The organism is Haloarchaeobius litoreus, assembly GCF_024495425.1.
In the GTDB taxonomy this organism is placed as follows: Archaea; Halobacteriota; Halobacteria; order Halobacteriales; family Natrialbaceae; genus Haloarchaeobius; species Haloarchaeobius litoreus.
Genome location: NZ_JANHJR010000001.1, coordinates 533,002 through 557,002, shown reverse-complemented (window position 1 = coordinate 557,002; position 24,001 = coordinate 533,002). Strand labels below are relative to the sequence as shown.

The following is a 24,001-nucleotide window of genomic DNA, read 5'->3' as shown; positions in this document are numbered from 1 at the left end:
GAACCGGTGTCCTTTTGAGACCGGGGCCGCGACTCGAACCCATCCCACGTCCCGTCCGGGCGGACGACTGGCTTCAAGATTCACCCACCTTCCTTACTGGTGTCGCCAAATATCCCAGCGCCGATACGCGGAGTTCGGTCGAATCCTTTCGACGCTGAAGACACCGGAACCGAATCGGCCACATCGATTCAGGAAACAAAACACTCATTTTCTCGGGATACTTCTGTATCACTATGTACGACCTTACAGGGTTCCAGCGGGACCTGTTGTACGTGATTGCGGGGCTCGACGACCCCCACGGACTGGCGATCAAGGATGAGCTCGAAGACTACTACGAATCCGAGATTCACCACGGTCGACTCTACCCGAACCTCGACACGCTCGTCGACAAGGGCCTCGTCGAGAAGGGCGAGCTGGACCGGCGGACGAACTTCTACACACTGACCCGGCGCGGTCGCCGCGAGATCGACGCCCGGCAGGAGTGGGAAGCGCAGTACGTCGACCAGATGGAGACGGCGGAAGCGTCTTCGTAACCGACCGACAGGTCCCGCTACCGACGGGCAGCACACGAGGGAACAGGGACCACGGATTCACAGCACCCCGATCCATTCTTTCGACGCGACGGCCGACAGCGGCAGCGCCGGTCGGCGGCTGAGCAGTGCGCGGAGCTGGCCACGGAGGCCGTCGGCGGTCGCTTCGTCACCGGCGGCGTCGCCGCTGCGGACGAGTCGCCCCCGGACGATGGGGTCAACCGGCGGGATTCCGGCGTCGATTCGCTCGAACGTGACCGTCTCGAAGCGGTCGTCCGCGAGGAACCGTTCGTCGGTCGCCCGGTCGAGCTGACAGCCGGCGGCGAGATGCCCCCAGAGAGGCTGGACCGCCGTCTGGAGCCGGGCAGCCCAGCCGTCGGCGCGGACGTGTTCGAGGAACCGGAACTCGCCGCCGGGCTTCAGGACGCGGGCCACCTCGTCGAGCGCCGCGTCGACGTCCGGAATCGTACAGAACACGAGCGCGGCGACGACGACGTCGACGCTGTCGTCCGCGAGGGGGAGCGACTCCGCGCCGGTCGGGTGTATCGTGACCGAGAGCTCGCACTCGCGGGCCCGGTCGACCGCACGCTTGCGCATGTGCGGGTCCGGTTCCACCCCGACGATCTCGTCGGCCCCGCTCGCAGCGAAGAACGGGAACATCGCGCCGGTGCCGACGCCGACGTCCAGCACCGTCCCCTCGAGGTCGGCCGCCAGCCAGCGACGGTGCGGCGCGATGCGGCGCTCGAACGGGGCGACGACGGGGTCGTAGACGGCCGCGAACAGCCGGTGCCCCTCTGTCGGTGCCGCGGGCTCGTCGGTCATTGGAAGTTGCCGCAGACGTGCGTTCGGACGCCCTCGACGCGGTCCGCGTCGAACGTCCAGAAGCCCTTCCACGGCCCGATACCCCCGTCCTCACCCGGGAGCCGGTAACAGACGAGCGCCGCCGACGCGGACCGGTCTGACGGGTGCGTGTAGACGACGAACCACGACCGACGGAGCTCCTCGACGGGGCCGTCCGTGTAGACGTTCGCATCGACGTCCGCTGGGACGGGGGTGTCCTCGATGCCGTAGATGTTCACGTCGAGGTCGGTCCGGCCGAGCGAGCGGTAGACTTCGTGGGTGCCGCGCTCGTCCCGCAACCGCGAGAGGTACTGGAAACTCGAATGAATCTCCCCGACGCCGTGGTCCCACGCCCGCGCCTCGATGTATCTGGAGAGCTCGATGAGGAGGAACTTCTGCTTGCGGGTGTCCGGGTACCCCTCGACGGTGAACACGGTGTCGGCCAGACCGAGGATGGCTTCCGGCGTGTCGACCGCCTCCAGGTCGCGTGCGCCCGTGATGTAGGTGTCCGAGTTGACGAACAGGATGGCGTTCTGTATCGACTCCAGCGAGGAGCTGAACGACGAGCCGTCCGTCCGCGAGACGATGACGGTGTCGCCGGGGACGGTGTCCCCACCGACGTTCTCGACGACTTCGACCGGTTGCTCCTCGAACAGGTCGTCCAGCATCCCCTGGACGATGTCCGACGACTGCCTGTCGACGACCGTCAGGGTCCGTGACTCCCCCTCGCCGCGTTCGATCAGCTGCCTGAGACCCATACGGGTGGCAGTTCTCGGATGGCATTAAACGTTCCCGCCGACTGACGATAGGGGCACCCACGCGCGAAATCGCACGTAGCAATCACGGTCATCCGACAGGTCGCGCCGGGCGAGAGGAAGCCGCGAGCGGCTGTCTGCGGGGTGACTGGAGCCACCGTGTGTTAACGCGACTCAGGATAATAATATAACCCTCCAGCCGGTAGAATGGTTTGCTATGAAGAAGCAGGAGCTCATCCACCTTCACGGACTGCTTGCAGAAGTATCCACACATTACGAGACAACGGCCGACGGCGACCTCAACCTAGACGAGTACGAGTCGCTCGGTATTCGACCAACAAGCATCCACAAATCGAAGACGGACCACAAGGCGGCTGTTTTTGCACTCGCGAACGGCATCACCTCCGACATGCATTCCGAGGAGTCCGAAGAGACGGTCGCCGTCTCCGCAGACTAAACGGAAGTTCTCGTCCCACACTGGACCAGCACCGACCAGCGACGGCGTTCTCTCGAATCCGGTTCCCCTTTCGCGCCCGGCTACTCGATGAGGTCCTCGAACTCGGGGAGGACCGCCTCGTCTTCGTCGTCGTCGCCGCCCTCGACGGTGTCGTCGACGGCAGCCTCGTCCGCTTCGTCGCCCGCGGATTCCTCGTCGTCGCTCGCCTCGTCCTCCTCCTCGATGACCTCGACTTCGAGGACCTCCAGCGGGATGTTCTCCAGTCGCATCCCGATCTCCTTGCGGGCGATGCGGGAGGCGTGCTCCTCGCGTTCGACGTTGAACACCGTCATCTCGAGCTCGAGGGCGACCAGCGCCTCGTCGGCCGCGATGAACGCCGGCGGGAGCTCCTCCCCCGACGGTGAGGTCCGGCTACCCATGTTGATCTCCACGTAGTTGAGCTCCGGATTCAGCATCTCGCCAGTTTTCGAGATGGCGATACGAACGGCCTCGTCCGGTGTCGCTACGTCGTATACCGGCACTGCAGCTTCGACGACAACTCTGCAGTTCATGCAGTAGTGTGGTAGCCGGGCAAACAGTATCAAGGTTGGCGTTCGTTCACCCCGCCGCCCGACGGCGATGGGACCGGTCGGCACAGCGTACCGGGTCCGTAACCCCCAAACCGGCGCGGCCCGGACGGTCGGTCGATGGAGACAGGGTCTATCCCGCTGTCGTCGCTTCCCGGGGGGTTCGACGCGCACGCGACGCTGGAGAGCGGCCAGTCGTACCTCTGGCGGCGCGAGGACGGACGGATGTACGAGGGCGACGACGACGGGTCACCGTGGTACTACACCGCGCTTTCCCTCGACGAGCAGGACACAACAGCCGTGCCGCTGCCCGACCGCGGGCCACACGCGATCCGAATGCGTGTCGCCGACGACGCCGTCGAGTGGGAGGCGACCTGCGACGCCCACGACTCGCTCGTCCACCTCCTCCGGCTCGACGACGACCTCGACGCCATCGTCGCGGATGCGCCCGACGAGGCGCTGATAAGCGAGGCCTACGACGCCCACCGCGGCCTCCGGCTGGTGCGGGACCCGCCCTTCGGCTGTACCGTCTCGTTCATCTGCTCGGCACAGATGCGCGTCGAGCGCATCCACGGGATGGTGTCGACGCTCGCCCGCGAGTACGGCGAGCCGGTCGCGCTCGGCGACCGCACCTACCACTCCTTCCCGACCCCCGACCGGCTCGCGGCCACGACCGAGGCCGAACTGCGGGACCTCGGGCTCGGCTACCGCGCGCCGTACGTCCAGCGCACCGCCGAGATGGTCGCCGCAGGCGAGGCTCACCCCGTCGAGGCCACCGGATTGGCGTACGAGGACGCCCGCGAGTACCTCACCCGGTTCGTCGGCGTGGGCGACAAGGTCGCCGACTGCATCCTCCTGTTCTCGCTGGGCTACGACGAGGCCATCCCGCTGGACACGTGGATGCGCACCGTCGTCTCCGACTACTACCCCGACTGCGACCGCGGCAGCTACGCCGAGACCTCGCGCGCGCTCCGCGAGCGCTTCGGCGGCCGGTACGCCGGCTACGTCCAGACGTACGTGTTCCATCTGCTCCGGACGCGCGAGTGAGCTTTATACCAGCCGCTCCGGTACTCACCAACAATGATACGTCGGCCGGAGGTGCTCGACCACACCACGACCCCGGACGCGAGCATGATCGTCCACCGGCGGGACGAGCTCCAGCAGCTCGCCCGCGCGTTCCAGGGGCTGGAGAACGGACGCCCGGTCAATCCGGTGTTCCTGACGGGGCCGAGCGGTGTCGGGAAGAGCCTCCTCGCCGAGGCGGTCACCGACCGACTCGTCCGGGGGACCAGCGACGAACTCGCCGTCGATATCGCGAGCGTCAACTGCTGGACGACCCGGTCGCGCTACGAGGTCACGTTCGAGGTCGCGCGCCAGCTCGTCGGCGGCGCACGGCTCCACCACGACTCCACGCCCCGGCTCGACCTGCTCGACCGGCTCCAGTCGACCACCGACCGGCACGACCCGACCAGCCAGCGCATCGTCGTCCTCGACGAGGTGGACGTGGTCGACACCGACGTGCTCTACGACCTGGCCGACCTGCCGTCGACGAGCCTCCTGCTGGTCTCGAACGAGGCGCGCTCGTTCCTCGGGAGCCTCGACCCGCGCATCGAGTCCCGTCTGAGCGTCGGGCAGGAGGTCAGGCTCGAACCGTACACGGCCGACGAGCTCGTCCGCATCCTCGAGAAGCGCGTCGAGTACGGCCTCGAACACGATGTCATCAGCCAGCGCCAACTCGAACGCATCGCCCGGCACGCCGACGGCGACGCCCGGAAGGCCATCAGCACCCTCCGCGAGGCGGCCGAGGCCGCCCAGGGCCGGAGCCAGACCATCACGAACACGCTCATCGACGAGGCCATACCCGAGGCGCGGGAGCGACTCCGGCAGGAGAACCTCGCGAAGCTCGACCCACATCAGCAGGTGCTGTTCGACATCGTCGACGAGTACGGCCCCGTCAGCCCCGGTACCCTCCAGGAGCTGTACGAGGACCGGATGGGCGACGACGCGAAGACCCAGCGGACGACCCGCCGGTCGGCGAAGAAGATGGTGTACTACGACCTGCTGGTCGCCCGCGGCGAGGGGCCGAGTCGGGAGTACGCGGTCGCGACCACGTAGGCGAACCCGGACACGAACCCGGACACGCCGGAACCACTGTTCCGGGCCTTCTATCGCTGGTATTCTGCACATTCGCCGAAACCCGGACAGACCCGGACACCCCCCTGTGTCGCCTTTTGTCCGTGCGTCCCTCCGACCGAACGTGATGGCGAGTCAGACAGCTGAGCCCGATCACGCGTTCGCCGGCGACCGGCTGGTCCCGGCCGCGACGGAGGTACAGCGATTCGACGATGTCGGTGTCGATCGAGCGGGCTGGGTCCGCATCGAGGTCCAGCGCAAGGCCGACCGCATCCGCATCCGGTGTCGCGACCAGGCGGAGGTCTGGACCATCGAGATCAGCCAGCGCACCATCGAGGTGTCCGGCCCGAACGGCGAGCGGTCCGTCCCGGAGTGGGTGCGCGAGACCGTGACCTGGTCGGCCATCGATCCGTCGCTCACCGCCGCGCGAGTGCCCTGAGCGACCATCACAGCGACCGGCCGTCGGCGACGGCGGCGTCCCCCTCAGACCATGCAGACGACGACAATCGGCCCCGAGACAGCGTGGGTCACGAGAGACGGTATCGTTCACGACCACCGACCGCACGGGGGTGTCCCGGTGTGAGCCGCGCGGCACCCGACGGCGACCCGTCGGATGAGCCCACCCCGACGGCGGCTGCCACCCGGGCCGCCGAGCTCGAGCTGTCGGCGTTCCAGCTGCGGATCCTCTCGGTCCTCCACGACCGCGAGCGCGAGTACGGCCTCGGCGTCAAGCGCGCCGTGGAGTCGTACTACGGCCACGAGGTGAACCACGGGCGGCTCTACCAGAACCTGAACCGGCTCGTCGACGACGGGCTGGTCGCGAAGGACATCCTCGACGGCCGGACGAACCTGTACTCGCTCACCGACCGCGGCGAGGCGACGCTCGTCGAGGAGATCGGTCACCTCGCCGCGCTCGCCGACCACCCCTGTGCATCCGTCGGGGACGGCTCGGAGGGCGAGTGATGCGCGTCAGCGGCTACCTCGACCGACTCGTCGAGCGGTTCGACGCCGAGCCCCGGCCGGGTGACGAGCTCGAGACGGTCGCCGCCCCCGACGGGACGGCGACCATCGTCCCGGTCAACGACGTCCAGGAGACGCGACTGGAGACGAAGTTCGCCACCGAGGCCTGGATAACGACCGACAAGCTGTACAGCCTCGACGACCAGCGGTGACCGCGACGGGGATATCGTTTTTCAGCCTGGCGACCGCACGTCGGCGTATGAGCGAACACCGGACTCGCGCACACGTGTTCGTCTCCGGCCGGGTCCAGGGCGTCTACTACCGCGCGAACACCCGCGACACCGCCAGCGAGCACGGCGTCCACGGTTGGGTCCGCAACCTCGACGACGGCCGCGTCGAGGCCGTGTTCGAGGGCTCCGCGGACGCCGTCGAGGCGACGGTCGAGTGGTGCCACGAGGGCTCGCCGGCCGCCAACGTGGAGTCGGTGGACGTCGAGTACGAGGAGCCGGCGGGCGAGGAGGGCTTCCGCATCCGTCGGTGAGCGTCGGCAGAGTCCGCTACTCGGGGAACAGCTCCTCGCCCCGGTCCAGTTCGTCGATGCGGTCGCACTCCGCGTCCGTGAGCGAGAGGTCGGCTGCGGCGAGGTTGCCCACCTGATGTTCCCGACTGCCGGCCTTCGGAATCGGCACGACACCCTCCTTCGCGCGGAGCCAGGCGAGCGCGACCTGCGCGGGCGTGACGTCGTGGTTGTCGGCGATGTCGGCCAGCACGGGGTCGCCGAACACCCGCCCGCCGGCCAGTGGCGAGTAGGCGACGACCCACTCGTCGTGGGCACGGCTGTCCGCGAGCAGGTCGGGCGTCTGGAAGTACGGGTGGTACTCCACCTGGTGGGCGAAGACGGGCGTGTCGAGCACCTCGCGCGCCCTCGCCAGCTCCTCGCGGGTGAAGTTGGAGACGCCGACGTGCTCGGTCAGGCCGCGGTCGACGAGCTCGTCGAACGCCGGCAGCGTCGTCGCCGGGTCGTACGCCTCGATGGGGCGGTGGACGTACAGGAGGTCGACCGACTCGACGCCCAGCCTGTCGAGGCTGGCCCGCGTCGATTCGAGCACGTCCTCGGGTGCGAGGTTCGTCGCCCAGACCTTCGTCGCGAGGAACACGTCCCCGCGGTCGACGTCGCTCCGGGAGAGCCCCTCGCCGACGACCGCCTCGTTGTCGTATATCTGTGCGGTGTCGAGGTGACGGTAGCCGGCGTCCAGCGCGCTCGTGATGGCTTCCGGGTCGCCGATGCCCATCGTTCCCAGGCCCATCGGTGGGAGTTCCATGGTGCACCCTGCTCCCCCGGGACCGAATCCCTTGCGGAGGGCGCGGATTTACCACGTCCCCGTCCGAACCTCCGGCCATGATCACGAGCGACCGGATGGCCCAGGTCGACGAGAACGCCGAGGGGCTCGGCGTCCCCCGCAAACAGCTGATGGAGTCGAGCGGGCACGCCGTCGCACGCGTCGTCCGCGAGGTGGCCGACCCCGGTGACCGGGTCGTCGTCGTCGCCGGCCGCGGGAACAACGGCGGCGACGCGTTCGTCACGGTCCGCTTCCTCGACGAGTTCGAGGTCACGACACTGCTGCTCGGCCGCGCCGACGCCATCACGACGGACATCGCCCGGGAGAACTGGGACGCCCTCCAGCAGGCCGAGTACGACACCCGCGAGGTGCGCGACTCGACGGCCGTCTCGCTCCCCGACGCCGACGTCGTCGTCGATTCGATGCTCGGTACGGGGGTCACGGGCGCACTCCGCGAGCCCGAGGCGACTGCCGCCGGGGCCATCAATGACGCCGACGCGACGGTCGTCGCGGTTGACGTGCCCTCCGGCGTCGACGCCGACACCGGCGAGGCGGCCGGCGCGGCCGTCGACGCCGACCACGTCGTCACGTTCCACGACATGAAGCCCGGTCTCGCCGACGTGGACGCCGCCGTCACCGTCGCCGACATCGGCATCCCCGACGCCGCCGAGACGTTCGTCGGCCCGGGCGACCTGCGCGTGCTCTCCCGGGACCCGATGGCCCACAAGGGCGACTTCGGTGAGGTGCTGGTGATCGGGGGCGGACCGTACACCGGCGCACCCGCGCTCTCCGCACAGGCCGCGATGCGCGCCGGAGCCGACCTCGTGCGCGTCGCCTGCCCGGCGAGCGTCGCCGACACTGTCCAGGGCTACGAGGAGGGGCTCATCGTCCGCGGGTTCGCCGGCGAGCTGCTCCGCCCGAGCCACGTGGACCAGCTGCTCGACGCCGCTGTCGACGCCGACTGCGTGCTGATGGGACCGGGGCTCGGCCGCGCCGAGGGGACGCTCACCGCCGTCGGCGAGTTCCTCGCCGAGTACGACGGCCGGGCGGTCGTCGACGCCGACGCGCTCCGTGCGATCCCGTCCGCCGGCACCGATGCCGACCTCCTCTGTACGCCCCACCAGGGCGAACTCGTCGCGATGGGCGGCCAGACGGACGACGACTGGGAGACACGAGCCGACCTCGTCGCCGACTTCGCGGCCGACCTCGAACAGACTCTTCTCGTGAAAGGGGCCTACGACGTGGTGACCGACGGCGAGACGACCCGCGTGAACCGCACCGGCAACCCTGGCATGACCGTCGGTGGGACCGGCGACGTGCTCGCGGGCATCTGCGTCGCGCTCATGAGCACGCACGACCCCGTCACCGCCGGTTCCGTGGCGGCCTACGTCAACGGCCTCGCCGGCGACGCCGTCGTCGCGGAGCAGGGCTACGGCATCTTCGCCAGCGACCTCCTTTCCGAGATTCCGCACGCGATGTGGGGTGGTCGCGATGTCTGAGGACGAGAAGCCGGCGGGGGACGCCCGGGACCTCACCCACGTCGACGACGACGGCGACGCCCAGATGGTCGACGTGGGCGCGAAGCCGGACTCGCGGCGACGGGCCGTCGCCGAGGGTACCATCCACCTGCGAGAATCGACCGTCGACGCCGTCCGCGCGAACGAGGTCGACAAGGGCGACGTGCTCGCGACGGCCCGGATCGGGGCCATCCAGGCGGTCAAGCACACCTGGGAGACCATCCCGATGTGCCACCAGATTCCCGTGACGAACGTCGACACCGCGTTCGACGTGGCGGACGAGGCCATCACGCTGTCCGTCGCCGTCGAGACGACCGGGAAGACCGGCTGCGAGATGGAGGCGCTGGAAGGCGTGACGACCGGGCTGAACGTCGTCTGGGACATGGTGAAGGCCGCCGAGAAGGACGAAGACGGCGGGTACCCGAGGACGGGAATCGAGGACGTTCGCGTGGTCGAGAAGACGAAGGAGGAACCGTGACCGTGGGCTTCGATACCGCCGTGACCGACCTGCTCGGTATCGAGCACCCCGTGGTGCAGGCACCCATCGGGAGCGCGACCTGCCCCGAACTCGCCGCGGCCGTCGCCGACGCCGGTGGACTGGGTCACCTCGCCGTGACGTGGCGCGACCGCGAGGAGACCCGTCGCGTCATCGCGGAGACCCATCGCGTCATCGCGGAGACCGTCCCCGCGACCGAGGGCGCGTTCGCCGTGAACCTCGTCCTCGACGAGGAGACCGGCGTGCTGGACCCCGCCGAACACGTCGAGACCGTTCTCGACGCCGGTGTCGACGTCGTCTCCTTCTCGTTCGGCGACGCCGCCCCGCACGTCGACCGCTGCCACGAAGCCGGTGCGACGGTGCTCCAGACCGTCACCGACGCCGAATCCGCTCGCGAGGCCGAGTCCGCTGGGGTCGACTGCGTCGTCACCCAGGGCTGGGAGGCCGGCGGCCACCTCCAGGGCGAGGTGGCGACGATGCCGCTGGTCCCGTGCGTCGCCGACGCCGTCGACGTGCCGGTCGTTGCCGCGGGCGGCGTCGCGGACGGCCGAGGGCTGGCCGCGGTGCTCGCGCTCGGGGCCGACGCCGCCTGGCTCGGCACCCGGTTCCTCGCGACCGAGGAGGCACGCGTCCACCGGGCGTACCGGGAGCGAGTGCTCGCCGCAAGCGAGTCGGAGACGACCGACACCGAGCTCTTCGACAAGGGATGGCCCGGGATGCCCCACCGCGTCGTCGAGAACGAGACCGTACGCCGGTGGCGTGACGCCGGCGAACCCGCCCCGGGCGAGCGGCCCGGCGAGACCGACACCGTGGCCCACTCCGGCGACGGCCAGCCCATCGAGCGCTACGACGAGGCGCTGGCGACGCCCGAACTGTCCGGCGACGTCGACGCCATGGCGCTGTTCGCGGGACAGTCAGCCGGGCTGACGGACGAGCGACGGCCGGCCGGCGAGGTCGTCACCGCGGTCGTGTCCGAGGCCGCGGCGACACTGGACGGTCTCGACGAACACCGACACGAGAACTGAGGTTCACTGCACCGGCGTCGAGAGGTCGCCCGCCCGCGACCGCGCCTGCTCGACGACGGCCGGCCGCGCCTCGAAGTCGACCATCACGTCCTCGTCGCCGTAGGTCACCTCGTCGACGTTCGCGTTGTCGTGGATCCACGAGACGAGGCTCATCGTGTCGTCGGTCATCGGGAGCACGAGTCGCTCGCGCTCCCAGTCAGGCAGCTCCTCAACGATGCGCTCGCGCAGCTCGTCGACGTTCAGGCCCTCCATGCCCGAGACGGCGACGGGGTTCGGCGCGAGTGCGGAGAGCGCCTCGCGCTTCTCGGCGAGTTCGTCGTCGTCCACCATGTCTATCTTGTTCAGGACGGTCACGATTGGGGCCTCGTTGCGCTCGTACAGCGTGTCGTGAGACGTGACGAGCTTCTCTCGGATCTCCTCGACGGGTTCGCTCACGTCGACGACGAGCAGCACGAGGTCGGCCCGGTAGACCGAGTCGAGCGTGGACTTGAACGACTCGACGAGCCAGTGGGGCAGGTCCGAGATGAACCCGACCGTGTCCGTCAGTAGCACGTCGCGGTCGTCGATGTCTGCACGCCGGGTCGTCGTCCCCAGCGTCGTGAACAGCCGGTCCTCCGACTCGGCGGTGGCGTCGAGGTCCGGGTGGAGGTCCTCGTTCTCGCCCACGTCGAGGTCCGTCGCGAGCCGGCGCAGGAGCGTCGACTTCCCCGCGTTCGTGTAGCCGGCGAGCGCGACGAGGTCGAACCCGGCCTCGTGGCGGCGCTCGCGACGGTCCTGCTCGGTCTGCTCGATGCGCGCCAGCTCGTCCCTGATGCGGGAAATCTGGTCCTTGATGTCCTGCTCGCGGCTCTCGTCGTACTCGCCCAGCCCCATGAACCCGGGGTGCTCGTCGCGCTTCGCGAGGCTGGTCTTTGCCTCCGCGCGGGGGAGCTCGTACCGGAGCTCGGCGAGCTCGACCTGGAGCTGTGCCTTGCGGGTCTGTGCTCGCTGGCCGAAGATCTCCAGGATGAGCGTGAACCGGTCCATCAGCTCGGTGTCGTCGGGGAGCTTCTGGCCCAGGTTGTACATCTGGTACGGCCCGAGCCGGTTGTCGAAGATGACGGTGTCCGCATCCTCGCGGGCCGCGAGCGCCGCGAGCTCGTCGGCCTTCCCCTCGCCCAGCTGGAGCGCGGCGTCGGCTGTTCTGGACTGGGTCAACTCCCCGACCACCTCGTAGCCCGCCGCCTCGGCGAGCTGTCGGATCTCCTCGGTGTCGGCCACGCCGCTGTCGACGCGCTTCGCGACGATGGCTCTCATCGGGTCACCTCGGCCGCGCCGCTGGCCGGTCGATGCTGCGTCCCGACCGACGGCGCGACCGCCATCGGGCCGACGACGCTAGGCTCGGCGGTCCGCCACCTCGATTCTGCGAACACGTTCCATACCGACCTTAGCCGCTCACCCCTCTTGAATCTCTCCCCGCGACGGCGCAGTAACGGCCCCTTACTCCCGGCCGACGGCCAGTTCGCGACGGTCGACGGTCTCGCCACACGAATCCGGCCGCCGTCGGGGACTGGGTTAAATACGGGCCCCAAAAGACTTATTCAGCAGTCGCGTCCGTATCAGGATATGCTATCCCTACAGCTCGCCATCGACCCCCAGCAACTCGGGCTGGAGTTCGGGACGGGGGCCGTCATCGGTGGCCTCATCGGGTTCGCGGCGAAGAAGGTCGCGAAGATCATCGCCATCCTCGTCGGCATCGAGCTAGCACTGTTCAAGTTCCTCGAATCGAAGGGCTACATCAGCGTGAAGTGGGACGAACTCAGCGGCGGTATCCTCGGCGCGGCCGAGGGCGCACAGGAGGTCGACACGGGCTGGGTCGAGCCCATCCTCTCGACGCTGTCCATCGGCGCGGGCTTCACCGGCGGCTTCATGGTCGGCTTCCGGAAGGGATAGTCGACGGCAGCACTCTCCGATTTCTGGCGGTTCGATTCTTCGCGGCGTGGACGTTCCTCATGGCTACCCAGCATTCTCTCGGTCGAGATGTCACCCCTCGTCGAGGAGTGAACGAACGAATCGGTGACCGCCCTACCGCGTACTCAGCTCGTCCTCGTCCTTGACGATGCGCGTCTCGGCGGTCCCGCTGGTCCGGTCGTTCACCATGTCGTAGAAGTCGTTCTGCATCCCCGCCGGGAAGCGCACGACGCCGATCCACGAGCCGTCGTTCTGCCACTCCTCGCGTTCGAGCTCGCCGTAGCTGCGGACCTGCGCCTGCGTGCTGCCGGCGTAGTCGGCGGGGACGTGGACCGCGACGGTCACCTCGTCGAATCGGATGGGGATGATCGGCCTGAGCGCGTCGAGCGCGTCGTCGACCTGGCTCTCGACGGGCTCCATCGGGTCGACCGTGAAGCCGGCCTGCTCCAGCGCGGACTCGATGCGCTCCGGTGGATGGGGCGCGTCGTCCATCTGCGGGTTGACCGCGTTCCGGGCGATCTTGTTCACGAGCTGCTTGCGCTTCTGTTCCTGCATCTCGCGGCGCTGCTCGGCGGTGATCTGTATCTCCCCGCGCTTGATGACCTCGGGGATGATCTCCATCGGGTCGGTGGTCTCGAACACCGTCTCCAGGTCGTCCTCCGCGGGGCGGTCGCCGCGCGAGGCGTCCTCGAACACGTCCTCGGCCGCGATGACGTCCGCCAGGTCGCCCTCGAACTCGTCTCGTTTGATGGCCAGCGCAGCGTCCGGGTCGACGAGAACCTCGAACCGCGCACCGTGGCTCTCCAGTCGCGCGGTCACCGCTTCGTCGAGCGAAATCATACCCGAACCTTACGCGGGGTGGTTAAAAAGGTGTTTCCCGTGGCGAGGTCACTCCTCGGAATCGTCCTCGCCGCCCGCTGCGTCGTCCGCATCGGCGTCAGCATCGTCCGAATCGGCGTCGTCCACATCGGCGTCGTCAGCGTCGCTCTCGTCCGGTTCCTCGTCCTCCTCGGCCGCGAGCAGGTCGAAGGATTCGAGGTACTCCTCTATCTCGCCGTCGGTCAGCTCGACGAACTGCTCGGACTCGGCGTCGACGGTCGCCATCCCGACGCCCTCGGGCCGGAGACCGTCCTCGTTGGCCGTCGCGAGCGCCGAGAGTGCGAGCTCGATGCCGCCCTCGAGGTCGGCCTCGTCGTCGTAGTTCGTCTCGAGGTACTCCTGGATCTCGCCGCGGTCCGCGCCAACGGCCAGCGCCTTCCACTCGTAGGGGGTGCCCGACGGGTCGGTCTCGTAGAGGCGGGGTTCGCCGTCCTCGACGCCGCCGATGATGAGCGCGACGCCGAACGGACGCGCGCCGCCGACCTGGGTGTACTGCTGGATGTGGTCGGTGACGTGCTTCGTCAGCGTCTCGATGCCGATTGGCTCGCCGTAGCGGAGCTGGTTGACCTGTGCGTCACGGCGTGCGAAGTCGATGAGCATGCGTGCGTCGGCGACGTGGCCCGCGCTCGCGATGCCGATGTGGTCGTCGGCCTTGTGGATCTTCTCGACGCTGGTGCGCTCCATCAGCGGCGAGCGGATGCGCTTGTCGACCGCGAGGACGACCCCCTTCGCTGTTCGGACGCCGATACTCGCCGTCCCGCGCTTGACCGCCTCGCGGGCGTACTCGACCTGGTAGAGACGCCCGTCCGGGGAGAAGATGGTGATACCTCGGTCGTACGCCTGCTGTTGTTGTCCCTGCATGCTGTGTCACTCGAAATCGATCTGCGTCGCGCCGATGTACCGGTCGTCGACTCGCACGTCGAGAACGCCGTTTCGCTCGACTGCCGGTCTGTCGTGGTCCTCGAACGCGACGGTTCTCTGGGCCGAGGTTTGCCTCGGCCGTCCTAAATACTTTTCTTCACAGGCCCGTATCGTCCCGGAAATCCCGCGGACGACGACGCCGAGGTCGTGGCCATCGACGCCCGACACGCAGGCCAGCGCGGCCCGGGCCGCCTCGCTCTGCCCATGACGTGCACGGACGACCGCCTCGCCGGTCCCCTCCGAGAAGTCGAACCGGACGACGGTACAGTCCGCGTCCGCGCTGCCGGGGTCGCCCAGCAGGTTCCCCGCCGCGTACCAGAGCTCGCGCTGGAACGATCGCCGCGAGAGCGAGGCATCGGGCGTGGACTCCAGCTCGACCGCGAGGTAGCGGTAGCGCGGCCGGAGGTGTTTGGGGAGGTGCTTCACTGTCTGAGTGTTCGGGAGGCCTCCGTTTCAACCTCTCGAAGTCGGCGGTCGGGTCAGACCCGCTCGCCGACGAGCACGCCGACCTGGTCGTGGACCGGCTCGACCGCGATGAGCGCGTAGCCCGCGTCGGTGAAGCAGTCCGCGAGGTGCCCGACGGTGGAGGGGTCGTCGACCTCGGGCGAGTAGAACGGCTCGTCGGGGTCGGGCTCGCCGAAGAACATCACGTCGCCGAGGACGATGCGGTCCGGGCCGAGCGCGCCGAGCACGTCGATTGCCTCCCGCTTCTCCTCGTCGGAGAGGTGGTGCATCGCGAAGTTCGAGACCACGATGTCGACGTCGCCGTCGTAGTTCGGCTCGCGGAACGTCCCCTCGCCGAACTCGACGTTCGTCAGTCCCGCCTCCTCGGCCTTCCGGCGCGCCTCGTCGAGCATCCCCTCGCTGATGTCGCGGAAGACAACCCTCCCGGCGTCCTCGGCGAGCGAGAGCCCGATGGCCCCGGTACCACAGCCCACGTCGAGGACCGTCTCGGTCCCGGAGAGCGCATCCCGGGCGTGGTCCAGCACCAGCGAGACGCAGGCGCGGTACTCGTCGGTCTGGTTGTGCTCGTCGTCGTACTCCGCGGCGACGTCGTCGAACCGGGCGGCGTGTTCATCGATCGACTTCTTCATACCGCCCTCTACGCACGCCGGGCTCAATGAAGGACTCGGACTGTCGCTCCCGGTTGCGTGCCGCGAGCCGGCCCCACTCCGCCAGCCCCTCGCGGATTCGCTCCTCGCCGAGGCCGACGACCTCACCGAGGGCAGCCAGCTCGCGTGGTGCTCGCAGGTGCAGGTGGCTCGTCGGGTCGACGCTGACGACGTACGGCACGTCGAACTGGTCCACCAGCTCGGCGAGTTTCCGTAGCCCCCGGAGCGCCTGCACCCGCCCCCCGCCGGAGAGCCGAGAGACACGGCTCAGGTCGAACTCCAGACGCACCCCGTTCTCGACGGCGGCTTTCGCCAGCACGTGGTTCACGTCGCCGCCGTCGCGCATCGGGTGCGCGAGCACGTCGACCCGGTCCTGCTCGACCGCGAACCGGTTCATCGCGTTCGTCCCACCGTGGACCATGAGCAGGGTGTGGTCACCCCGGTAGTTGCCGACGTAGCCGCTCGCCTGCGAGGGGTCGTCCGCACGGATCTCCATCCCCCGCACCACGTCGACGCCGGTCTCCTCGCGGACGCGTTCGGCGTCGTACTCCGCGCGGGCGTCGCCGTGGTTCCGCACCACGACCCCGTCGTAGCCGTAGCTCGCGGCCGTGTGGGCGTAGCGGGCGACGGTCGCGTCGCCGTCCGGGCGTGTGTGGACGGCCTCGTACATGGCTCGTCGTCTCTCGGCGGATTCCCTTAGGGTTCCGGTTCCGCGTCGAGCACACCGGAAGTTCACGACTACTGTAAACTTCGTTCCGTGTGGCCACGTCGACCCGCGGCCAATCGAGTTGCACACGGCTGGTCGAGCTGGGACGGCCAGAACGAGCCGCGACCACCAACGCCAAGCGCCAGCGAACGCAGTGCTACTCCTCGTCGTCGTCTGCCAGCAGCGCCAGCGTCTCCTCGGCGTTGACGACGGCCTTCTCGCGCTTCGCCGGGTACGCCTCGACCTTCGCGCGGAACGTGATGCCGTCACCGAGTGCGGTCTCGCCCGTGAACGCGGCCTGCTTGTCGAGGTGGACGAAGAACTCGCAGTTCTCCGTGACGCGGTCGTCGAGCTCGTCGACGAGCCGGTCGACCTCGGGTGCTTCGGCCAGTCTCGAGAGGACGTGGCGCACGTCGTCGGCGTTCTCGACGCGGGCGGACAGCACGACGATACGGTCGCCGTGGTGCCCCTTGCTCTCGGCCCGCTCCAGCTCGAACTCCTCGGGGAGGTAGTGACGGAGGGCGTCCTCGACGCGTTTCTCGTCCTCCGTCGCGTAGCAGAACGCCCGGAGATCGACGTAGTGGAACGGGACCGAAGCCATAGTGGGAACGTGTGGTGGGCCGCGTTACTCCTCGTCGTCTTCGTCGTCGTCGGCCTCGGCGGCCTCGAGCTGGTCCTCGGGGATGCCCTGCTCCTGCCCGTCCTCGAAGGAGACGGTGTAGGTGGCGTCGCCGAACATCGTGTCCATGACCTGCGTGATGGTACCGGTCTCGCCGTCGAACTCGCTGTGCTTGTCGTGCAGGACGACGGTGTCGTCTTCCTCGAAGCTCATGCCCCGAGATATCCGTGGCGGCGATAAAAAGGGACTGATTCGCGGTGGGCCGGCGACACGTCCCGCGCCGGCTCAGACCGGCGTCTCGATACCGAGTTCGGACAGCAGCGTCGCGGCGGCGGCCGACGACGATGGCGGGCCACGCCCGGTGATGAGGTCGCCGTCGACCGTGACCGAGGTGTCCGAGTCGAGCTCGGCGTCCCAGTCCGCCCCGGCGGCGACGACCTCGTCTTCGACCCAGTACGGGAGCTTCCGACCGTCGGGCATGATGTCGTTGTCGTCGACGATGTCCGCCTCCCAGGCGTTGGGGAAGCCGGTGACGCTGCGGCCGTCGACGAGGAACCCACCCTCGTCGGTGCGGGTGAACGCGAGGATGCCGACGGCGTGGCAGACGACGAGGGCCGTCCCCTCCTCGCCGGCGACGGCGTCGCGCAGGAGCCCGCGTGCGTGCCGGTCCTGGTTGATGTCCCAGACGGTTCCGTGGCCGCCGGGGAACACGACCGCGTCGTAGTCGTCGGCGTCGACCGACGCGAGCAGCTCCGGGTCGTTGAGTCGCTCGTCCGTCTCGTGGATCTCCCTCGCCTCCTCGGCGTACTCCTCGCCGACCTCGTCGGGGTCCAGCGAGCGCTCGTCGACGACCGGCGGGTCGCCCGTCGGTGTCGCGACCGTCACGTCGACGCCCGCGTCGGTCAGCGTGGTCAGCGGCTCGATACACTCCTCGGCCCAGTAGCCCTCCTGACTGACGACGAACAGTGCAGAACTCATGCACCGCATTTAGGCCCCGGACACGTTTCAGGGGCGAGGAAGCGGCGTACCATGCCGAAACCAGTCTGTGCGACACGTTCCCGGGGCGGCGAAACGACGAAGTGGCAGGGCGCTGCACTGCCAGCCGTGACCCGCGACTGAGCCGGGACGGGTGGCCCGGGACCACGGCGCGCCCGTTCACGACGCCGCATCGTTCCCGACCGCGAAGCGACAGCCACCCATGGAGATACGCCAACCACGACCCGACGAACACGACCGCATCACCGACGAACTGCTCTGGCCGTCCTACGAGGACGCGGGTGAGGACGACCCGTTCAACGAGCTCGCCGACGACGCCTACGAGGAGGCCGCCGATCCGACGAACTGGACCGATGGTGACGACACCGTCATCTTCGTTGCAGTCCGTGACGACGAGCTGTGCGGCTACGTCTCGGGGTTCCTCTCGGCGTCCGGCCCGCTCTACGCCCGTGGCCCGACCGCGTACTGCGACGGGCTCTACGTCCGCGATTCCGCCCGGCGCGAAGGCATCGCTACCGCACTGTTCGAGCGATTCGAGGAGTGGGGCCGCGAGATGGACTGCGACCACCTCGGCGTCGCCGTCCACGTCGACAACGAGCCCGCACGGGCGTTCTACGACTCGCTCGGCTTCCAGCCGAAGTTCGTGAGCCCCCGAAAGAAGCTCTGAGACAACGCTCCTCTCTCAATCCACGTCCCGACTCACTCCACGTCCCCGAACGTCTGTCCCTCCTGTGAATCGGCCTTCATCCGGCGGATGGTCGCCCGCGCCTGGCTCGCGTCGTAGCCGAAGTAGACGTCCGCGGCGTACTCGTCTGCCACCTCCGTCGCGTGCGCGAGGCTATCGATGTCGACGTCGACCGCGTAGAGCTCGATGGAGAACGGCTTCGAGAGCGCGTCGACGAACCCGCTCGCGATGACCTCCAGCCAGTACGTCGTCGCGTACGCCATGTCGTACAGCGGGACGACGAACTCGTCGACGTGCTCGGCGATGGCGTCCAGGTCCAGCCCTGCACGCCGGTACAGATGCCCCGGGTACGGGTCTGGATAGAGCGTGAAGTACGTCTTCCCGGGGATGCGCTCGGCGGCCTCCGCGACGAACCCCGTGATGACCTCGGCGCGCCAGTCGAACCGGTCGTCGTCGCTGGCCTCGTACAGGTCGTAGTCGGCTGGCTCGCCGCCGTCGCGGTCGGCCCGCCACTCGGCGTAGGCGTCCTGGCAGTGCTCGCAGTAGCAGTACTCCTCGCGCGGGAACCCCACGTCGTCGAGCCGGACGGCCTCGTTGGCGGCGGCGCAGTCGGCGATGGTCTCCAGCAGGCCGGCCCGGTAGCGTTCCCTGGTCGGGCAGATGTAGCCCCAGTCGAAGTAGGGTCGCTCCCGGGTCGCGGGCGCACCCACGTCGCTCACCGGGACGAGATCCGGCTTCGCCTCGCCCGCGGCCGTGTCGCCGAAGCAGGAGACCATGTTCACCGCCGAGTCGACCGGCTCGACGGCCCGGCCGGTCACGTCCTTGACCTCGTAGAACCCCCGCTCGAACTCCGCCCAGTCGAGCTCCTCCTCGTTGCGCGTGACGACGCCGTACATACCCGTCGCTACGGTGTGCTGGCGGGGTAAGTGGTTCGAAAGAGGGCGCGAGGGCTTATTCCTCGTCGAGGTCGTAGTCGACTTCGACCGTGGAACCGCCGCTGGTGACCATCTTGTACACGAGCACTGCGACTAGCAGGGCGAGCAGTAGTTTGACCTTCTTCGACATGAGAATACGTTCGTCCGGTGACTATTTAGTCCTTTCCGAACCGATTTCCTTTCCGAGCCGCAGCGCCGTGAATTAGCTAGTCGTCGTCGATGTGGCTGGCGATGTCCTCGCGGATGATCTGGCCGCAGAACTCACAGCGCACGCCGTCGCGTAGCACGTCGAAGCGCGTCTCCACCGGCTCGTCCGCGTTGGTGATGCAGTTGCGGTTCGGGCACGAAAGGACGCCGGTGACCGTCCCGGGGCGGTCGACACGGTGCTTCTCGACGACCTCGTAGTCGCGGACGATGTTGATGGTCGCGTCGGGCGCGATGAGCGAGAGCACGTCCACCTCGTCCTGGCTCAGCTCGCGACCCTCGACCTTCACGATGTCCTTCGTCGCGAGCGTATCCGAGGGGACGTTCATGCCGATGGCGACCTGCTCGCCGCCGCTGCCGTCGATGCCGAGGATGGCGAGGACGTTCAGTGCCTGGCCGCCGTGGACGTGGTCGATGACGGTGCCGTTCTCGATCTTCGAGACGCGAAGCTGTTTGTCGGTGTCGCTCATGAGTCTCCCTCCAGCAGCATGTCGAGCAGCGCCATCCTGACCGGGACGCCGTTGTGCGCCTGCTCGAAGTACCGCGCGTGGTCGGTGTCGTCTATCTCCGGGGCGATCTCGTCGACGCGCGGGAGCGGGTGCATCACGGTGAGGTCGTCCTTCGCGGCGTCGAGCGTCTCGGCGTCGATCTGGTACTCGCCGGCGATTCGGTGGTACTCGTTCTCGTCGGGGAAGCGCTCGCGCTGGATGCGCGTGACGTACAGCACGTCGAGCTGGGGCAGCACCGCCTCCAGGTCGGTGTGCTCGCGCACCGTCGCGCCCGCCTCGTGCAGGTCGTAGCGGACCGAACGGGGCAGTTTGAGGGACTCGGGCGAGACGAAGTGCTGGCTCGCGCCGAAGTTCGTCAGCGCCGTCGCGAGCGAGTGGACGGTGCGGCCGTACTTCAGGTCGCCCATGATGCCGATTGTGAGGTCGTCCAACCCGGCGTTCTCGCGGATGGTGTACAGGTCGAGGAGGGTCTGTGTCGGGTGGTGGCCCGCGCCGTCGCCCGCGTTCACGAGGGGGACGTCGACGAACTCGCTGGCCATCTTCGCCGCCCCCATCAGCGGGTGGCGCAGGACGAGCGCGTCGGCGTAGCCCTCGACGACGCGGACGGTGTCCGCGAGCGACTCCCCCTTCTTCACGGACGACGAGTCGACGGAGCCCATGTCGACCACGTCGCCGCCCAGACGCTTCATCGCCGCCTCGAAGCTCATCTTCGTGCGCGTGCTCGGCTCGAAGAAGCAGAGCCCGAGGAGCGTCCCGGCGTGGCGCTTCCCGAACGCCGCCGGGTTCGCGTCCACCTCGGCCGCGCGGTCGAGGACGAGCTCGATGTCCTCCCGCGTGAGTTGGTTCGCCGTCAACAGGTGGTCGTGACGCATCGAGTGAACAGGCTCCGGCGGCGGACTTGAATCCAACCATCTCGCGCCACGAATCCTTTTATGCGAACGCGACCAATCCGCGGGCATGAGTCTCGACGACCGCGCCGAGGAGCTCGCCTCCGACCTCGGTGTCGACAAAGAGGAGGTCAAATCGGACCTCGAGAATCTGGTGTCGTACAGCGTGCCGATGGACGAAGCCGTCCAGAGCCTCCGCCGGAAGTACGGCGACGGCAGCAGCGGTGGCGGCTCGGCCCCATCGGAGAAGGAGATCGGCGACGTGACGACCGACGACAGCAGCGTCAGCCTGACCGCCCGCGTGCTCACGGTGGGCAAACGCTCCATCCAGACGCAGGGCGAACAGCAGGACATCTTCGAGGGCGAACTCGCCGACGAGACCGGGAAGATATCCTACACCGCGTGGACCGACTTCGGCCTGAGCGCGGGCGACACCGTCCAGGTCGGCAACGCGGGCGTCCGCGAGTGGGACGGTGAACCCGAGCTCAATCTCGGCGAGAGCACCTCGCTGTCGTTCCTCGACGAGGAGCTCGACGTGCCCTACGAGGTCGGCGGGGAGGCGACCCTGCACGAGCTCCAGTCCGGCGACCGCGGCGTCACCGTCGAGGTCGCGGTCGAGGAGGTCGAACGCCGGACAATCGACGGCCGCGACGGCGAGACGGACATCCTCAGCGGCGTCCTCGGCGACGAGTCCGGCCGCCTGCCCTTCACCGCGTGGGAGGTCCACGAGACAATCGAGAACGGCGACCCCGTCCGCATCGAGAACGCCTACGTCCGGGAGTACCGCGGCGTCCCCGAGGTGAACGTCTCCGAGTACTCCACCGTCACGCCGCTCGACCGCGAGATCTCGGTGGGCGAGGAGGCCACGCAGGTCTCCATCGCGGAGGCCATCGCTGCCGGCGGGATGTACGACGTGGAGCTCGTCGGTGACGTGCTCGCAGTCCGGGACGGCTCCGGGCTCATCGAGCGCTGTCCCGAGTGCAACCGCATCGTCCAGAACGGCCAGTGCCGCAGCCATGGCGACGTCGAGGGCGAGGACGACCTGCGCGTGAAGGCCATCCTCGACGACGGTACCGCCACCGTCACCGTGGTCCTCGGCCGCGAGCTCACCGAACAGGTGTACGACGGGACGCTCGACGACGCCAAGGAGCAGGCCCGCGACGCGATGGACAAGGAGGTCGTGTCCGAGGACATCCGCGAGAACATCGTCGGCTTCGAGTACCGCGTCCGCGGCCACTTCTCGGTCGATGACTACGGCGCGAACTGCGACGCGACGAGCTTCGACCGCACCGACGACGACCCGGCTGACCGTGCGAAGGCCCTGCTGAGCGAGGTGGACGCATGAGCGACATCCAGCGCCGCGAGACGGCATACCGACTGTTCGCCGCCGAGTTCGACGACGCGACGCTCTCGCACCAGGAGGCCGACGAGGAGCGCGCGCCGAACTACGTCATCACGCCGACAGGCGCACGCGTGAACCGCCTCTTCGCGGTCGGCGTGCTCACCGAGATCGAATCCGTCAACGAGGACGTGCTCCGCGGGCGCATCGTCGACCCGACCGGCGCGTTCGTCGTCTACGCCGGGCAGTACCAGCCCGACGAGATGGCCGCGCTCGAACGCCTCGACACGCCCGCCTTCGTCGCGGTGACGGGCAAGGCTCGCACCTTCTCGCCGGACGACTCCGACCGCGTCTACACCTCGGTGCGTCCGGAGAGCATCACCGAGGTCGACGCCGCGACCCGGGACCGCTGGGTGGTCGACACGGCCGAGCAGACGCTCGAACGCGTCGCGACCTACGCCGCAGCGGCCGGCCTCGACGAGCGTGGCGACGCCCTCCGTGTCGCACTCCAGTCCCGCGGTGTCCCGCCGGGACTCGCCGACGGCATCCCGCGCGCGATGGACCACTACGGCACGACCGCCACCTACCTCTCGCGGCTCCGCGAAACCGCACTCGACGCGGTTCGAGTCGTCACCGGCGACCGTGACGAGACCGACACCGTCTCCATCGACCCCGACGACGAGGGCGACGGCACCGTGACGTGGGCGGACCTGCTCGACGAGGACCGCGCCGCGTTCGGTTCGCCACTGGGCGAGGCCGAACCCGTCGCACCCGCGAGCGGGGACGACGACTCGACGGCCGGCGAGGAGCCGGTCGCGGCCGATACCGAGACGGCGAGTGCGTCCGACTCCGCAGCCGTCGAGAGCGGGTCCACCGCCGAACCGGACGAGAGCGAGTCGGCGGAGAGCGAACCCGAGCCCGAACCCGACGAGAGCGAGGAGCCAGAAACGACGGACGAAGCCGCCGAGCCGGGCGACGCAGAGGCCGAGCCGGCAGACGCCGAAGCCGAGACGGCCGACGCAGAGACCGAGCCGGCCGCCGCCGAGAGCGAATCCGACGACGACGGCTCCGACGGTATCGGCGACTTCGAGCCGGGGGACCTCGGCGGCGACGAGGGCGACACCGAGCCCGAAGCCGAACCCGCGAGCGCGGACTCGTCCGCCGCATCCGAGGACGCCGGGATGTACGAGATGGACGAGGCGGAACGAGAGGAGATCGAGGACGAGTACGGCACCGAGTTCTCCAGTGGGAACGACGTCGCCGACCCCGGCGAGGCCGACATCGAGACGCCCGAGCCGGACGAGGCGACCGAGTCCGACGCGGAAGACGCCGATGGGGAGGTCGAGACCGCCGAAGCGGACGCGGTGGACGCGACCGCCGAGGCTGACGAAGCGGAGGTGGACGAAGCGGAGGCGGACACCGACGACGAACCCGCCGATGACGTCGACCTCGAATCCCACCTGCTCGACGTCATGGCGGAACTCGACGACGGCGACGGTGCGGACCGTGCCGAGCTGGTCGACCGCGTCGCCAGCGAGACGGGGGCGTCCGAGGAGGCGGTCGAGGACGCGATTCAGGACGCACTCATCGGCGGGCAGTGCTACGAGCCGGGCGACGACCGGTTGAAGGCGATCTGAGCG

At 68.7% G+C, this 24,001-nt stretch carries 31 protein-coding genes; 15 read left to right on the top strand and 16 right to left on the bottom strand.

Features of this window, described 5'->3' with window-relative positions:
• Positions 1-233 precede the first annotated feature (233 nt).
• A complete protein-coding gene (locus tag NOW55_RS02810; protein WP_256398539.1) occupies positions 234-533 on the top strand; it encodes a PadR family transcriptional regulator in 300 nt (99 codons plus the stop codon).
• 57 nt (positions 534-590) lie between these two features.
• Here NOW55_RS02810 and NOW55_RS02805 read toward each other — a convergent pair whose 3' ends face one another.
• Both NOW55_RS02805 and NOW55_RS02800 read right to left on the bottom strand, forming a co-directional pair.
• Positions 591-1,352: a class I SAM-dependent methyltransferase gene (locus tag NOW55_RS02805; RefSeq protein ID WP_368407684.1), complete on the bottom strand. Its 762-nt coding sequence runs from the start codon at positions 1,350-1,352 to the stop codon at positions 591-593.
• Positions 1,349-2,128, bottom strand: a complete 780-nt coding sequence (locus NOW55_RS02800) for a DICT sensory domain-containing protein (RefSeq protein ID WP_256398538.1) — start codon at positions 2,126-2,128, stop codon at positions 1,349-1,351. Before NOW55_RS02800 ends, NOW55_RS02805 begins: the two co-directional genes overlap by 4 nt.
• A gap of 214 nt (positions 2,129-2,342) precedes the next feature.
• Here NOW55_RS02800 and NOW55_RS02795 point away from each other — a divergent pair, with 214 nt between their 5' ends.
• The gene (locus tag NOW55_RS02795) at positions 2,343-2,582 is read left to right on the top strand and encodes a UPF0058 family protein (RefSeq protein WP_256398537.1); all 240 of its coding nucleotides are present in this window, start codon (positions 2,343-2,345) and stop codon (positions 2,580-2,582) included.
• Between the two features lie 80 nt (positions 2,583-2,662).
• Here the strand turns inward: NOW55_RS02795 and NOW55_RS02790 are convergent, their stop codons facing one another.
• On the bottom strand, positions 2,663-3,133 hold the full coding sequence (locus tag NOW55_RS02790; protein ID WP_256398536.1) for a DUF555 domain-containing protein: 471 nt from the start codon (positions 3,131-3,133) through the stop codon (positions 2,663-2,665).
• Positions 3,134-3,268: 135 nt separating this feature from the next.
• Here NOW55_RS02790 and NOW55_RS02785 point away from each other — a divergent pair, with 135 nt between their 5' ends.
• From NOW55_RS02785 to NOW55_RS02760, 6 genes are all read left to right on the top strand, one after another.
• On the top strand, positions 3,269-4,195 hold the full coding sequence (locus tag NOW55_RS02785) for a DNA-3-methyladenine glycosylase family protein (RefSeq protein ID WP_256398535.1): 927 nt from the start codon (positions 3,269-3,271) through the stop codon (positions 4,193-4,195).
• A 33-nt stretch (positions 4,196-4,228) separates the two neighbouring features.
• On the top strand, positions 4,229-5,263 hold the full coding sequence (locus NOW55_RS02780; RefSeq protein ID WP_256398534.1) for a Cdc6/Cdc18 family protein: 1,035 nt from the start codon (positions 4,229-4,231) through the stop codon (positions 5,261-5,263).
• Positions 5,264-5,408: 145 nt separating this feature from the next.
• On the top strand, positions 5,409-5,720 hold the full coding sequence (locus tag NOW55_RS02775; protein WP_256398533.1) for a hypothetical protein: 312 nt from the start codon (positions 5,409-5,411) through the stop codon (positions 5,718-5,720).
• A gap of 140 nt (positions 5,721-5,860) precedes the next feature.
• Positions 5,861-6,244, top strand: a complete 384-nt coding sequence (locus NOW55_RS02770) for a PadR family transcriptional regulator (protein WP_256398532.1) — start codon at positions 5,861-5,863, stop codon at positions 6,242-6,244.
• Positions 6,244-6,453, top strand: a complete 210-nt coding sequence (locus NOW55_RS02765; RefSeq protein ID WP_256398531.1) for a hypothetical protein — start codon at positions 6,244-6,246, stop codon at positions 6,451-6,453. Before NOW55_RS02770 ends, NOW55_RS02765 begins: the two co-directional genes overlap by 1 nt.
• A 47-nt stretch (positions 6,454-6,500) precedes the next feature.
• Positions 6,501-6,782 carry an acylphosphatase gene (locus NOW55_RS02760; RefSeq protein WP_256398530.1) on the top strand — a complete coding sequence of 94 codons (282 nt, stop codon included), beginning with the start codon at positions 6,501-6,503 and terminating at the stop codon, positions 6,780-6,782.
• A 16-nt stretch (positions 6,783-6,798) separates the two neighbouring features.
• On the opposite strand, the gene NOW55_RS02755 is transcribed toward NOW55_RS02760, so the two are convergent.
• Positions 6,799-7,563: an aldo/keto reductase gene (locus tag NOW55_RS02755; RefSeq protein ID WP_256398529.1), complete on the bottom strand. Its 765-nt coding sequence runs from the start codon at positions 7,561-7,563 to the stop codon at positions 6,799-6,801.
• Positions 7,564-7,640: 77 nt separating this feature from the next.
• Here NOW55_RS02755 and NOW55_RS02750 point away from each other — a divergent pair, with 77 nt between their 5' ends.
• From NOW55_RS02750 to NOW55_RS02740, 3 genes are read left to right on the top strand one after another with little or no spacing between them, the layout of a single operon-like run.
• Positions 7,641-9,080 (top strand): NAD(P)H-hydrate dehydratase, encoded by a 1,440-nt coding sequence (locus NOW55_RS02750; RefSeq protein WP_256398528.1) that lies wholly within the window; start codon positions 7,641-7,643, stop codon positions 9,078-9,080.
• Complete coding sequence (moaC, locus tag NOW55_RS02745) at positions 9,073-9,576, top strand: cyclic pyranopterin monophosphate synthase MoaC (RefSeq protein ID WP_256398527.1); 504 nt, start codon at positions 9,073-9,075, stop codon at positions 9,574-9,576. Before NOW55_RS02750 ends, moaC begins: the two co-directional genes overlap by 8 nt.
• Positions 9,577-9,578: 2 nt before the next feature.
• Positions 9,579-10,619, top strand: a complete 1,041-nt coding sequence (locus tag NOW55_RS02740) for an NAD(P)H-dependent flavin oxidoreductase (protein ID WP_256398526.1) — start codon at positions 9,579-9,581, stop codon at positions 10,617-10,619.
• Positions 10,620-10,622: 3 nt separating this feature from the next.
• Here NOW55_RS02740 and hflX read toward each other — a convergent pair whose 3' ends face one another.
• The gene (hflX, locus tag NOW55_RS02735) at positions 10,623-11,915 is read right to left on the bottom strand and encodes a GTPase HflX (protein WP_256398525.1); all 1,293 of its coding nucleotides are present in this window, start codon (positions 11,913-11,915) and stop codon (positions 10,623-10,625) included.
• 309 nt (positions 11,916-12,224) lie between these two features.
• Here hflX and NOW55_RS02730 point away from each other — a divergent pair, with 309 nt between their 5' ends.
• Complete coding sequence (locus NOW55_RS02730; protein ID WP_256398524.1) at positions 12,225-12,551, top strand: FUN14 domain-containing protein; 327 nt, start codon at positions 12,225-12,227, stop codon at positions 12,549-12,551.
• A 132-nt stretch (positions 12,552-12,683) separates the two neighbouring features.
• Here the strand turns inward: NOW55_RS02730 and NOW55_RS02725 are convergent, their stop codons facing one another.
• The 8 genes from NOW55_RS02725 to NOW55_RS02690 all read right to left on the bottom strand — a co-directional run bounded on the left by NOW55_RS02725 (position 12,684) and on the right by NOW55_RS02690 (position 17,784).
• Complete coding sequence (locus tag NOW55_RS02725; protein ID WP_256398523.1) at positions 12,684-13,409, bottom strand: ribosome assembly factor SBDS; 726 nt, start codon at positions 13,407-13,409, stop codon at positions 12,684-12,686.
• A gap of 48 nt (positions 13,410-13,457) precedes the next feature.
• Positions 13,458-14,309 carry an archaeal proteasome endopeptidase complex subunit alpha gene (gene psmA, locus NOW55_RS02720; RefSeq protein WP_256398522.1) on the bottom strand — a complete coding sequence of 284 codons (852 nt, stop codon included), beginning with the start codon at positions 14,307-14,309 and terminating at the stop codon, positions 13,458-13,460.
• 6 nt (positions 14,310-14,315) lie between these two features.
• Complete coding sequence (locus tag NOW55_RS02715; RefSeq protein WP_256398521.1) at positions 14,316-14,795, bottom strand: Rpp14/Pop5 family protein; 480 nt, start codon at positions 14,793-14,795, stop codon at positions 14,316-14,318.
• A 53-nt stretch (positions 14,796-14,848) separates the two neighbouring features.
• Complete coding sequence (locus NOW55_RS02710; protein WP_256398520.1) at positions 14,849-15,463, bottom strand: class I SAM-dependent methyltransferase; 615 nt, start codon at positions 15,461-15,463, stop codon at positions 14,849-14,851.
• On the bottom strand, positions 15,444-16,151 hold the full coding sequence (locus NOW55_RS02705) for an RNase P subunit p30 family protein (RefSeq protein ID WP_256398519.1): 708 nt from the start codon (positions 16,149-16,151) through the stop codon (positions 15,444-15,446). The genes NOW55_RS02710 and NOW55_RS02705 overlap by 20 nt, the downstream gene beginning before the upstream one ends.
• Before the next feature lie 193 nt (positions 16,152-16,344).
• Positions 16,345-16,788: an RNA-binding protein gene (locus NOW55_RS02700; RefSeq protein WP_256398518.1), complete on the bottom strand. Its 444-nt coding sequence runs from the start codon at positions 16,786-16,788 to the stop codon at positions 16,345-16,347.
• Positions 16,789-16,812: 24 nt separating this feature from the next.
• Positions 16,813-17,019: a DUF1918 domain-containing protein gene (locus NOW55_RS02695; RefSeq protein WP_256301201.1), complete on the bottom strand. Its 207-nt coding sequence runs from the start codon at positions 17,017-17,019 to the stop codon at positions 16,813-16,815.
• 72 nt (positions 17,020-17,091) lie between these two features.
• Positions 17,092-17,784 carry a type 1 glutamine amidotransferase domain-containing protein gene (locus NOW55_RS02690; protein WP_256398517.1) on the bottom strand — a complete coding sequence of 231 codons (693 nt, stop codon included), beginning with the start codon at positions 17,782-17,784 and terminating at the stop codon, positions 17,092-17,094.
• 220 nt (positions 17,785-18,004) lie between these two features.
• On the opposite strand from NOW55_RS02690, the gene NOW55_RS02685 reads away from it, so the two are divergent.
• Positions 18,005-18,469, top strand: a complete 465-nt coding sequence (locus NOW55_RS02685; RefSeq protein ID WP_256398516.1) for a GNAT family N-acetyltransferase — start codon at positions 18,005-18,007, stop codon at positions 18,467-18,469.
• A gap of 32 nt (positions 18,470-18,501) precedes the next feature.
• Here NOW55_RS02685 and NOW55_RS02680 read toward each other — a convergent pair whose 3' ends face one another.
• The 3 genes from NOW55_RS02680 to pyrB all read right to left on the bottom strand — a co-directional run bounded on the left by NOW55_RS02680 (position 18,502) and on the right by pyrB (position 21,007).
• Entirely contained in the window at positions 18,502-19,383 is an 882-nt protein-coding gene (locus NOW55_RS02680; protein WP_256398515.1) for a hypothetical protein, read from the bottom strand.
• Between the two features lie 245 nt (positions 19,384-19,628).
• The gene (gene pyrI, locus NOW55_RS02675; protein ID WP_256398514.1) at positions 19,629-20,096 is read right to left on the bottom strand and encodes an aspartate carbamoyltransferase regulatory subunit; all 468 of its coding nucleotides are present in this window, start codon (positions 20,094-20,096) and stop codon (positions 19,629-19,631) included.
• The gene (gene pyrB, locus NOW55_RS02670; protein WP_256398513.1) at positions 20,093-21,007 is read right to left on the bottom strand and encodes an aspartate carbamoyltransferase; all 915 of its coding nucleotides are present in this window, start codon (positions 21,005-21,007) and stop codon (positions 20,093-20,095) included. Before pyrB ends, pyrI begins: the two co-directional genes overlap by 4 nt.
• Before the next feature lie 85 nt (positions 21,008-21,092).
• Between pyrB and NOW55_RS02665 the strand changes: the two genes are divergently transcribed.
• Positions 21,093-22,367, top strand: a complete 1,275-nt coding sequence (locus NOW55_RS02665; RefSeq protein WP_256398512.1) for a Single-stranded DNA binding protein — start codon at positions 21,093-21,095, stop codon at positions 22,365-22,367.
• Positions 22,364-23,998, top strand: coding sequence for a hypothetical protein (locus NOW55_RS02660; protein WP_256398511.1), 1,635 nt, complete (start codon positions 22,364-22,366; stop codon positions 23,996-23,998). The genes NOW55_RS02665 and NOW55_RS02660 overlap by 4 nt, the downstream gene beginning before the upstream one ends.
• Positions 23,999-24,001: the final 3 nt, after the last annotated feature.

Coding starts and splice junctions, on each gene's coding strand:
- NOW55_RS02810 (WP_256398539.1), top strand. CDS start 234: ATGTACGACCTTACAGGGTTCCAGCGGGACCTGTTGTACGTGATTGCG.
- NOW55_RS02805 (WP_368407684.1), bottom strand. CDS start 1,352: ATGACCGACGAGCCCGCGGCACCGACAGAGGGGCACCGGCTGTTCGCG.
- NOW55_RS02800 (WP_256398538.1), bottom strand. CDS start 2,128: ATGGGTCTCAGGCAGCTGATCGAACGCGGCGAGGGGGAGTCACGGACC.
- NOW55_RS02795 (WP_256398537.1), top strand. CDS start 2,343: ATGAAGAAGCAGGAGCTCATCCACCTTCACGGACTGCTTGCAGAAGTA.
- NOW55_RS02790 (WP_256398536.1), bottom strand. CDS start 3,133: ATGAACTGCAGAGTTGTCGTCGAAGCTGCAGTGCCGGTATACGACGTA.
- NOW55_RS02785 (WP_256398535.1), top strand. CDS start 3,269: ATGGAGACAGGGTCTATCCCGCTGTCGTCGCTTCCCGGGGGGTTCGAC.
- NOW55_RS02780 (WP_256398534.1), top strand. CDS start 4,229: ATGATACGTCGGCCGGAGGTGCTCGACCACACCACGACCCCGGACGCG.
- NOW55_RS02775 (WP_256398533.1), top strand. CDS start 5,409: ATGGCGAGTCAGACAGCTGAGCCCGATCACGCGTTCGCCGGCGACCGG.
- NOW55_RS02765 (WP_256398531.1), top strand. CDS start 6,244: ATGCGCGTCAGCGGCTACCTCGACCGACTCGTCGAGCGGTTCGACGCC.
- NOW55_RS02760 (WP_256398530.1), top strand. CDS start 6,501: ATGAGCGAACACCGGACTCGCGCACACGTGTTCGTCTCCGGCCGGGTC.
- NOW55_RS02755 (WP_256398529.1), bottom strand. CDS start 7,563: ATGGAACTCCCACCGATGGGCCTGGGAACGATGGGCATCGGCGACCCG.
- NOW55_RS02750 (WP_256398528.1), top strand. CDS start 7,641: ATGATCACGAGCGACCGGATGGCCCAGGTCGACGAGAACGCCGAGGGG.
- moaC (WP_256398527.1), top strand. CDS start 9,073: ATGTCTGAGGACGAGAAGCCGGCGGGGGACGCCCGGGACCTCACCCAC.
- hflX (WP_256398525.1), bottom strand. CDS start 11,915: ATGAGAGCCATCGTCGCGAAGCGCGTCGACAGCGGCGTGGCCGACACC.
- NOW55_RS02730 (WP_256398524.1), top strand. CDS start 12,225: ATGCTATCCCTACAGCTCGCCATCGACCCCCAGCAACTCGGGCTGGAG.
- NOW55_RS02725 (WP_256398523.1), bottom strand. CDS start 13,409: ATGATTTCGCTCGACGAAGCGGTGACCGCGCGACTGGAGAGCCACGGT.
- psmA (WP_256398522.1), bottom strand. CDS start 14,309: ATGCAGGGACAACAACAGCAGGCGTACGACCGAGGTATCACCATCTTC.
- NOW55_RS02710 (WP_256398520.1), bottom strand. CDS start 15,463: ATGAAGAAGTCGATCGATGAACACGCCGCCCGGTTCGACGACGTCGCC.
- NOW55_RS02705 (WP_256398519.1), bottom strand. CDS start 16,151: ATGTACGAGGCCGTCCACACACGCCCGGACGGCGACGCGACCGTCGCC.
- NOW55_RS02700 (WP_256398518.1), bottom strand. CDS start 16,788: ATGGCTTCGGTCCCGTTCCACTACGTCGATCTCCGGGCGTTCTGCTAC.
- NOW55_RS02695 (WP_256301201.1), bottom strand. CDS start 17,019: ATGAGCTTCGAGGAAGACGACACCGTCGTCCTGCACGACAAGCACAGC.
- NOW55_RS02690 (WP_256398517.1), bottom strand. CDS start 17,784: ATGAGTTCTGCACTGTTCGTCGTCAGTCAGGAGGGCTACTGGGCCGAG.
- NOW55_RS02685 (WP_256398516.1), top strand. CDS start 18,005: ATGGAGATACGCCAACCACGACCCGACGAACACGACCGCATCACCGAC.
- NOW55_RS02680 (WP_256398515.1), bottom strand. CDS start 19,383: ATGTACGGCGTCGTCACGCGCAACGAGGAGGAGCTCGACTGGGCGGAG.
- pyrI (WP_256398514.1), bottom strand. CDS start 20,096: ATGAGCGACACCGACAAACAGCTTCGCGTCTCGAAGATCGAGAACGGC.
- pyrB (WP_256398513.1), bottom strand. CDS start 21,007: ATGCGTCACGACCACCTGTTGACGGCGAACCAACTCACGCGGGAGGAC.
- NOW55_RS02665 (WP_256398512.1), top strand. CDS start 21,093: ATGAGTCTCGACGACCGCGCCGAGGAGCTCGCCTCCGACCTCGGTGTC.
- NOW55_RS02660 (WP_256398511.1), top strand. CDS start 22,364: ATGAGCGACATCCAGCGCCGCGAGACGGCATACCGACTGTTCGCCGCC.